This window comes from Thermogutta sp. (assembly GCF_039793925.1).
GTDB lineage: Bacteria > Planctomycetota > Planctomycetia > Pirellulales > Thermoguttaceae > Thermogutta.
The window spans coordinates 1-7,401 of sequence record NZ_JBAMME010000205.1; the positions used below are offsets into that span (position 1 = coordinate 1).

5 protein-coding genes are annotated in these 7,401 nt (G+C 58.0%); 3 read left to right on the plus strand and 2 right to left on the minus strand.

Going from position 1 to position 7,401, the window contains the following annotated elements; all coding sequences use genetic code 11:
- The coding region (gene glyA, locus ABJK56_RS08175) for a serine hydroxymethyltransferase (RefSeq protein WP_347244175.1) at positions 1-1,177 on the minus strand (1,177 nt) is incomplete at its 3' end.
- A 566-nt stretch (positions 1,178-1,743) separates the two neighbouring features.
- Here glyA and rpmB point away from each other — a divergent pair.
- The 3 genes from rpmB to rho all read left to right on the plus strand — a co-directional run bounded on the left by rpmB (position 1,744) and on the right by rho (position 5,530).
- The gene (gene rpmB, locus ABJK56_RS08180; protein WP_347244176.1) at positions 1,744-2,079 is read left to right on the plus strand and encodes a 50S ribosomal protein L28; all 336 of its coding nucleotides are present in this window, start codon (positions 1,744-1,746) and stop codon (positions 2,077-2,079) included.
- A gap of 163 nt (positions 2,080-2,242) precedes the next feature.
- A complete protein-coding gene (locus ABJK56_RS08185) occupies positions 2,243-3,529 on the plus strand; it encodes an ADP-ribosylglycohydrolase family protein (protein WP_347244177.1) in 1,287 nt (428 codons plus the stop codon).
- Positions 3,530-4,249: 720 nt separating this feature from the next.
- On the plus strand, positions 4,250-5,530 hold the full coding sequence (gene rho / locus ABJK56_RS08190; protein WP_347244178.1) for a transcription termination factor Rho: 1,281 nt from the start codon (positions 4,250-4,252) through the stop codon (positions 5,528-5,530).
- 288 nt (positions 5,531-5,818) lie between these two features.
- Here rho and ABJK56_RS08195 read toward each other — a convergent pair whose 3' ends face one another.
- On the minus strand, positions 5,819-7,111 hold the full coding sequence (locus ABJK56_RS08195; protein WP_347244179.1) for a hypothetical protein: 1,293 nt from the start codon (positions 7,109-7,111) through the stop codon (positions 5,819-5,821).
- Positions 7,112-7,401 lie beyond the last annotated feature (290 nt).

Sequence of the window (7,401 nt, forward strand, 5' to 3'; positions counted from 1 at the left end):
CAGGCACCATGTTGAAATTGGCAATGATCCCCGCTTTGGCCAACGCCTGGGCCACTTCCTTGCCGGAATAGGGAGCGTCGCGAAAGTCCATCACGAGTAAGTGGGTGTCTGTGCCGCCGCTGACGAGCCGATAGCCTCTTTCGAGAAGCTTCTCTGCCAGCCGTCGGGCGTTGGCCACCACCTGACGGGCGTAGTCACGGAAGGCGGGAGAGGCGGCCTCTTTGAAGGCCACGGCCATGGCCGCGATAACGTGCATATGAGGGCCCCCCTGCAGGCCGGGGAAAACGGCCCGATCGATTCGTTTGGCCAGGTTGAGGTTGCTCTCGGGGAAGTATTTGCTTTGCCATCGATCTTCAATCCGGGAGAGGATGAACCCTGCCCGGGGGCCACGGAGCATTTTGTGGCAGGTGCTGGAAACCACATCGCAATGCGGGACAGGGTTGGGATGGACACCGCCGACGATGAGGCCGTTGATGTGGGCAATGTCGGCAGCCAGGTAGGCCTCGACTTCCTGCGCGATTTCGGCGAAGGCCTTGTAATCGAGGAGCCGGGGATAGGCGGTGGCGCCGACCCAGATCATGCGGGGGCGTTCTCGGCGGGCGATGGCGCGGATTTCGTCGTAGTCGAGAAGTCCGGTGTCCGGCCGGGGGCCGTAATGAACCGGAACGTAGTCCATCCCAGAGAAATTCACCTTCCAGCCGTGGGTCAGGTGGCCACCGGCGGGGACGGGCATGCCCATGATTTTGGAGCCGGGCGAAGCGAGGGCGCGGGTGACGGCTTGGTTGGCAGGGGAACCGGAGTAGGGCTGGACGTTGGCGTGTTCTGCGCCGAAGAGGGCTTTGAGTCGCTCGATGGCGAGCTGCTCGATCTGATCCATGAATTCGTTGCCCTCGTAGTAGCGGGCGCCGGGGTAACCCTCGCAGTATTTGTTGGTGAGGATAGATCCGGTGGCCTCCAGGACCGCGAAGGAGGCGTAATTTTCGGAGGGGATCATTTTGAGAGTGTCGGTCTCATACTGGGTCTGGGCGAGGATAAGCTGGTAGATTTCGGGGTCCTGGGCCCGCAAGTGAGAGTGCCGATCGCGACAGATTTGCTCAAGAGTCGCGGGGACTTCCTTTGCCGTGGGTGCCTGGACGTCGTCAGCAGGACTGGATGGGGTAGAGCGAAGCATGGTCATGTTGGGTTAACCTCGTGTGGATTGGTGGGAGGTTGCCGAACTTGAACGGCCGCAACAGGGCCGGGCATCCAATTTCGCATTTTGTTCATAAATTTGATGATGTTTAATTAAATCTGATGGCGGCACCGCCCCGGATAAGTTAATTGAAAGGGCGTGTTGCAGACTTTTGCGCCTGCTCGGGACGCCAGAAACAATTTAGAGTACCGCCGAGGAGGTTTCTCGGCAATGGTCCGCCGCGCGGATTCGCGGGGTGCGGTGGGAATGTTCGTCCGGAGAATGGGGGGGAAGGACGGGCTAGGTCCGCAGTTTCCCCGGAGGGACGTGCCTGTCACGTTCGCTGGGCCGGCTAGGGATCAATCGGCTTGGGTTGTTCCAGGCCCGAGAACGTGCCCTTTTCAGAGAGGGACCACAGGGAGTTGCTTCCGAGTTCGGGCTGTCCAGTGCGTTCATGGGCGGCTCGCCTTGCGAGAGGGGGCGGAATTGCTACAATAGGTGTTTTCGACAGATCGAAGACGCTCCGCACCCCAGCACCGGAGTAAGAACTTGTTATCGAGCGAGTAAAGGCCATGGGTCAAAAGTGCGAAATTTGCGGTAAGTCGGCAGCGATTGGGAAGCAGGTGGCCACCCGGGGTAAGGCTAAGTATTTAGGCGGTGTGGGTACCAAAGTGACGGGTATTTCGCCGCGGCAGTTCAAGCCTAATCTCCAGCGCATCCGGATCACGGATGAAAACGGAGCATCTCGCCGTGTCCGGGTGTGCACACAATGCTTGAAGAGCGGCCGGGTTACGAAGCGGATCAAGAATAAGCCGTTCCAGCTTCCGTCGGATGCGATGGCGCTGTTAGCCGCTGCGAAAGAGAAGGCCACTCAAAAGGGCAAGGGGAAGAAAGCGAGCAAGTCCTGAGTGTTTTGAGAGCCAGAGGACCAAGCGAGTTGGGCCGGCGTGGCCGGCCCTTTTTTGTGCGCGGCAAATCAGTCGGCGACGGTGGTAGGCGCAGTCGGGGGTGCCTATAATTGGGGAGCGTTATCGAGTTGAGGTTTGCGGTCCACGCGCGTGGAGGTGCATCATGATCGGGCGCGAGAGCGGAGTTAAGATTCGTGGGAGTCTGGTTTTGTGGGTGGGAATGGCGGCAATTTGGGCGGGATCAGCGGTGATGGGTGCCGAGCCTGCGGTCCGACGCATTTCCCTGGCAGAGTATCGAGACAAGATGGAGGCCGCGTGGATCGGGCAAATGGTGGGAGTGGGCTGGGGCGGCCCGACGGAATTCCGCTACGTGGGGCGGATCATTCCGGAAAATGAGATGCCGACCTGGAAGCCGGAGATGGTCAACCAGTTTCACCAGGACGATTTGTATGTCGAGATGACGTTTCTTCGCAGTTTAGAGGAGCATGGCTGGGACGTGTCGATTCGGCAGGCGGGGATCGATTTTGCCAACAGCCGGTACCCGCTGTGGCATGCGAATCGGGCGGGACGTGATAATTTGCGGTCGGGGATTGCGCCCCCGGATTCCGGACATCCCAAATTTAACAAGCATGCGGATGATATCGACTATCAGATCGAGGCAGACTTCTCGGGAATCATCGCCCCGGGGATGCCCAACACGGTGATTGCGCTGGGAAATAAATTTGGGCGGCTGATGAACTATGGGGACGGAGTTTACGGCGGGCAGTTTGTAGGGGGCATGTATGCCGAGGCGTTTTTTGAGAGCGATCCGTTGAAGATTGTGGAAGCGGGGCTGCGGTGTATCCCGGCGGAGAGTCAGTATGCGGAGTGCATTCGCGATGTGATCGCCTGGTGGAAAGAAAATCCCGATAACTGGGAAGCCACCTGGCAGAAAATCGAGGAAAAGTACAATCGCAATCCGGAGTATCGGCGGGCCTCGTGCATGAAGGGGCCAGCCAATATTGACGCAAAAATTAATGGGGCCTACATTGTGATGGGTTTGCTCTACGGGAAAGGGGACCTCGATAAGACGATCATCATTGCGACGCGGTGTGGGCAGGATTCTGACTGCAATCCGGCGAACGCAGGCGGGGTCTTGTTCACAACCGTGGGGCTGAAGCACTTGCCAGAGCGATTTACCGCGAAGCTGGATCGGCAGAGTGTATTCAGTCACACGGCGTATAATTTTGACCGGCTCAGTGAAGTATGTGTCAAGCTGGCACGGGAGGCGGTTCTGCGAGCCGGTGGGCGAGTGGAAAAGGATGATCAGGGGGGCGAGGTGTGGGTGATCCCTGTGGAGGAGCCGCGGCCTGGACTCCTCGAGCAGTGCTGGAATCCAGGGCCGATTGCGGAGAGCAAATTCACGGACGAGGAGCGTCAGAAGATCCTGTTTCCGCCCGGTGAGCGGTGATCGTCTGGGGAATAGTGCGGGGATTAGTCGAGAACAAGCTGCCGAAAAAATGACGAAAGAGCCGGGAGTTTTCCGATTTTCAGAAAGGGAGCTCCTTGACAAGGTCGTCAGGGGCGCCGGTGATTGAGAGAGGTGGTACCTCGAAAAGGTCGCCCAGCGGTGTTGTGGGGTTGTTTGGAGGGGTTGTGGGGGACGGTGAGTTAAGAAAAAGGCTTGACGCCGGTTGTAAGGCAAGATAAGATTTAGACGGTGAAAGAGCCAATTCTCAGGTGGCGTCGTCAGACCTGGGGTTTCTTCGGGTGCGAACAGCCCTCTCTTGCTCGGAGAAGCACGGCGAACAGGCCGGAAAGGCTTCTCGTAAGTCGGCGGTGATTGCGGAACACCAGACTGGGTAGGATGTTGTATCAGGTGTCATTCCGGCCGATTTCTGGTTAGCGGCAAACACCTGTGACTTGAAAGAATGGCGAATCGGGCTGCCTGAGATTGACGCCGCAGCGAAGTGCCTGCAACCACACCGGCACTGGTTCTTTGAATCCACTCGATGGTCGTGGCAGGTTTTCGGCTTTGCTGCGCGGAGGTGCGCGCTGGGTGATGTTCTGCTTTTGGCAGTCCGCCGATTAGAGAGCCGGTTGCGCACCGGACGTGGTGAATTCTTCTTTTTCTCAACGGGTTGGTTCTTGCAGGTTGCGCAATAGCGCAAGATCTCATTTTGGTGGTTCAATGACACGAAAAAAGCGTACGGCCATGCGTTCCAACAACGGACAAGCCCAGGCTTCTGACAGCAAGCTCGAGAAGAATGGGTCGAACGGAGGTCTCGTCCCACGGGAGCAGCAATCCACTTCCGTTCAGACCGTGGAATCGACGGAGAGCAATCTATACGAAGGGGGTGGTGTTTTGGAGCTGCACCCCAGCGGGTACGGATTTCTCCGTGATCCGGCAGCCAATTATGAGCGGCGGCTGACGGATCCTTTCGTGCCCGGCAGTATGATCGAGAAGTATGGCCTGAGGCAGGGTGTTTACATCAAGGGGCTGGTACAGCCGGGTAAAAAGGGACAGGGACCGCGGTTGCGGGAAATTCACGATGTCGACGGGATTCCTCCGCAGGAATATCCAAAAGTCAAGCACTTTGACGAATTGACACCCATCAATCCGGAGGAGTGGCTGCGTTTGGAGACCGGTCCCGAGCCGATCACAACGCGGGTGATGGACCTGCTGACACCCATCGGGAAGGGTCAGCGGGCGCTCATTGTGGCACCGCCGCGGACGGGGAAGACGGTGTTGCTCCAGCACATCAGTCTGGCGATTGCCCAGAATTATCCAGAAATGAAGCTCATCATTTTGCTGATCGATGAGCGTCCCGAGGAAGTGACGGATTTCCGCCGTGTGTGCAAGAATGCCGAAGTGGTGGCCAGCAGCCTGGACTGTGAAATCGAAAGCCATGTGCGGCTGTCGCAGCTCATTGTGGAGCGGTGCAAGCGACTCGCGGAGATGGGGAAGGATGTATTTCTGCTGATGGATTCGATCACGCGATTGGCGCGCGCGTTTAACAAGTGGGTGGGCAATACCGGCCGCACGATGACCGGCGGTATCGACGTCAAAGCGATGGACATCCCAAAGAAGCTGTTTGCGACAGCGCGGGCGTTTGAGGAGGGCGGATCGCTGACGATTGTGGCGACAGCTTTGATCGACACGGGCAGTCGCATGGACGAACTGATCTTTCAGGAGTTCAAAGGCACCGGAAATATGGAGTTGGTGCTCGATCGGCGGCTGGCGGACCGCCGCATTTGGCCGGCTATTGACATCACTCAGTCTGGAACGCGGCGTGAAGAGAAGCTGCTCCCGCCAGAGTATCTCAAGGCCGTTACGATCTTGCGGCGGATGCTGTCTAGCATGAACCCTGTAGAGGCGATGGAGCAGCTCACACAGAAGCTGGCCAAGTACAAATCCAATCAGGAGTTCATTGAACTCATCGCCGGTGCGCAGGCCCACGCTGCGGGTTGAGGGGGAGGGGTGATCACGCGGCGAGATCAAACGGCCAATCGCTTTTACCAGCAATTGATGACCGGACATTAATCCGTCCAGGACCTCTTTGTGGTGCTCGGCGCGACAGTTTCTGATTGTCTTCCGTAGTTGTCCAGTCCCGCTATTGACTGCGTTAAGGATGGCTTGCTCCCTGCGCGTGAGGCGCGAAGCAAAACGCGGGAACTTGTGGCCGTTGTGGGAATGGCGCATGGATCCGGCAATCGAGACGTCACACAAGCAGAGAGCGGGCAGAGAGCGGCTCGTCGGTCATGCTCCGAGTTTGGGAAGCGGGGCGAACCAGTAGCGCGGTACGGCTCGTTCCGCTGTGACGTCTTTGAGACTGGGCCGGAAGATCGTCAGAATCAATGGCGGTGCATACCAGGCCATGTACAGTCCACCCTGATGGATGAGGCAGAACTGCGCAGCGAGCAGCACTGCGGCAGTCCCGCTGAGGAGATTGGCTAGATTCTTTTCGGAGGGCCAGATCCCCAGACTCACACAGAGAGCGGCAAACCCGGCCAGAATAGGGATTCGGAAGTAGGGCCAGTGGTACGTCCAGAAACCATCGGCGCCTTCGGTGCGAAGCAGGTATTTTCCAAACATCGCCGCCAGGTCGCGCCAGAATTGCGTCCATGTGGGGGAGATAAAAAAGAGCACCAGGACCAGGCCCGCCACCACTGCCAGAAAACCTGCAAGGAACCGGAAGAGTCCCCTCCGCCAGTAGAATCCGATCCACAGCGGCAAAAGAAAGAACGGGTAAAACACGATCGTGGAAGCCCCCAGAAGGGCACCTGCGATCATCGGGCGGCGGTACATCACGAGCGCCCAGAGGACAAATGCCCCGGGAACGATATGGTCCAATCGGGCGGTGAGCTGACTTGTGTATGGAAGCAGCAAGTAGAGCGAAGCGGCGGCGAGACCTGTTTGCACGTTGTCGAAGTGGCGCAGGCCGAAGAGGATCAGGCCGGCGACGATAGCACACTGGGCGGCAATGGCCGCTATTTTGATTCCTGCAGTGAGGATGAGATGTGAGGTGGTTTCGGTCTCGGCGGAGGCAGGCGGGGAGTTTTTTTCCTGAGGTGGTGATTCCCGCTGGTACAGAGTGATCGCCCGATAAAACGGCAGATACCCCGGACCTTTCAATTCTGGGACTCGCCAAATGGGGCTGGTGGCGGGTACACCAACTTGAGCGGGGCGCGTTTCCAGGACTCGCTCGGTGAGAATATTTCCCACCAGGAAAAACATCAGGGCGATGACCATAAAGGTCATTCCGCCTGGCGAGAGGTTGGGTTCTGTCAACGGCCTGCGGGTAAAGAATGGATCAACGAGGAGCCGGGGTAGAAACAGCGCGCTGATCAGGAAGAGCCACACGTAGCCCGCTCGCTCCGCCTGGTGGCTAATCAAAAGCAGTCCTGGGGCAAACAGGATGATTCCGACAAGGTCAAGATTCCGGATGGAAAAGAATCGCGAGAACCGGAAAAAGATACCGATGGTCATCAGCGACGCGACGTACAGCCACGTCGTCGGATCCATACGGTATTCTTCAATGAGTTCCCACATAGGCTGGTCGCCCGGATGTTTGGCAGAAGGTCTTTTTCTTCATGGTTGATCACTGCCTCTTCGTGGCACCCCGATCGATTCTTTGTTCACGATACCGCGGACTGTCGAGATTTCAAGGGTCCAAGCGTTCAGGTGGTGAACACGACGTCGTTTTTTTCGAGAGTCTCGCGCAGAAGGCGGTAGGGCAAAGCCCTCATTTTCAATCCTTGCAAGGCGCACAGGGCTGCTGCCGTGCCGGCCGCCTGGCCCTGCGCCATACAGGAAACCGTGTTGCGCGTGGACATATGGGC

Coding starts and splice junctions, on each gene's coding strand:
- rpmB (WP_347244176.1), top strand. CDS start 1,744: ATGGGTCAAAAGTGCGAAATTTGCGGTAAGTCGGCAGCGATTGGGAAG.
- ABJK56_RS08185 (WP_347244177.1), top strand. CDS start 2,243: ATGATCGGGCGCGAGAGCGGAGTTAAGATTCGTGGGAGTCTGGTTTTG.
- rho (WP_347244178.1), top strand. CDS start 4,250: ATGACACGAAAAAAGCGTACGGCCATGCGTTCCAACAACGGACAAGCC.
- ABJK56_RS08195 (WP_347244179.1), bottom strand. CDS start 7,111: ATGTGGGAACTCATTGAAGAATACCGTATGGATCCGACGACGTGGCTG.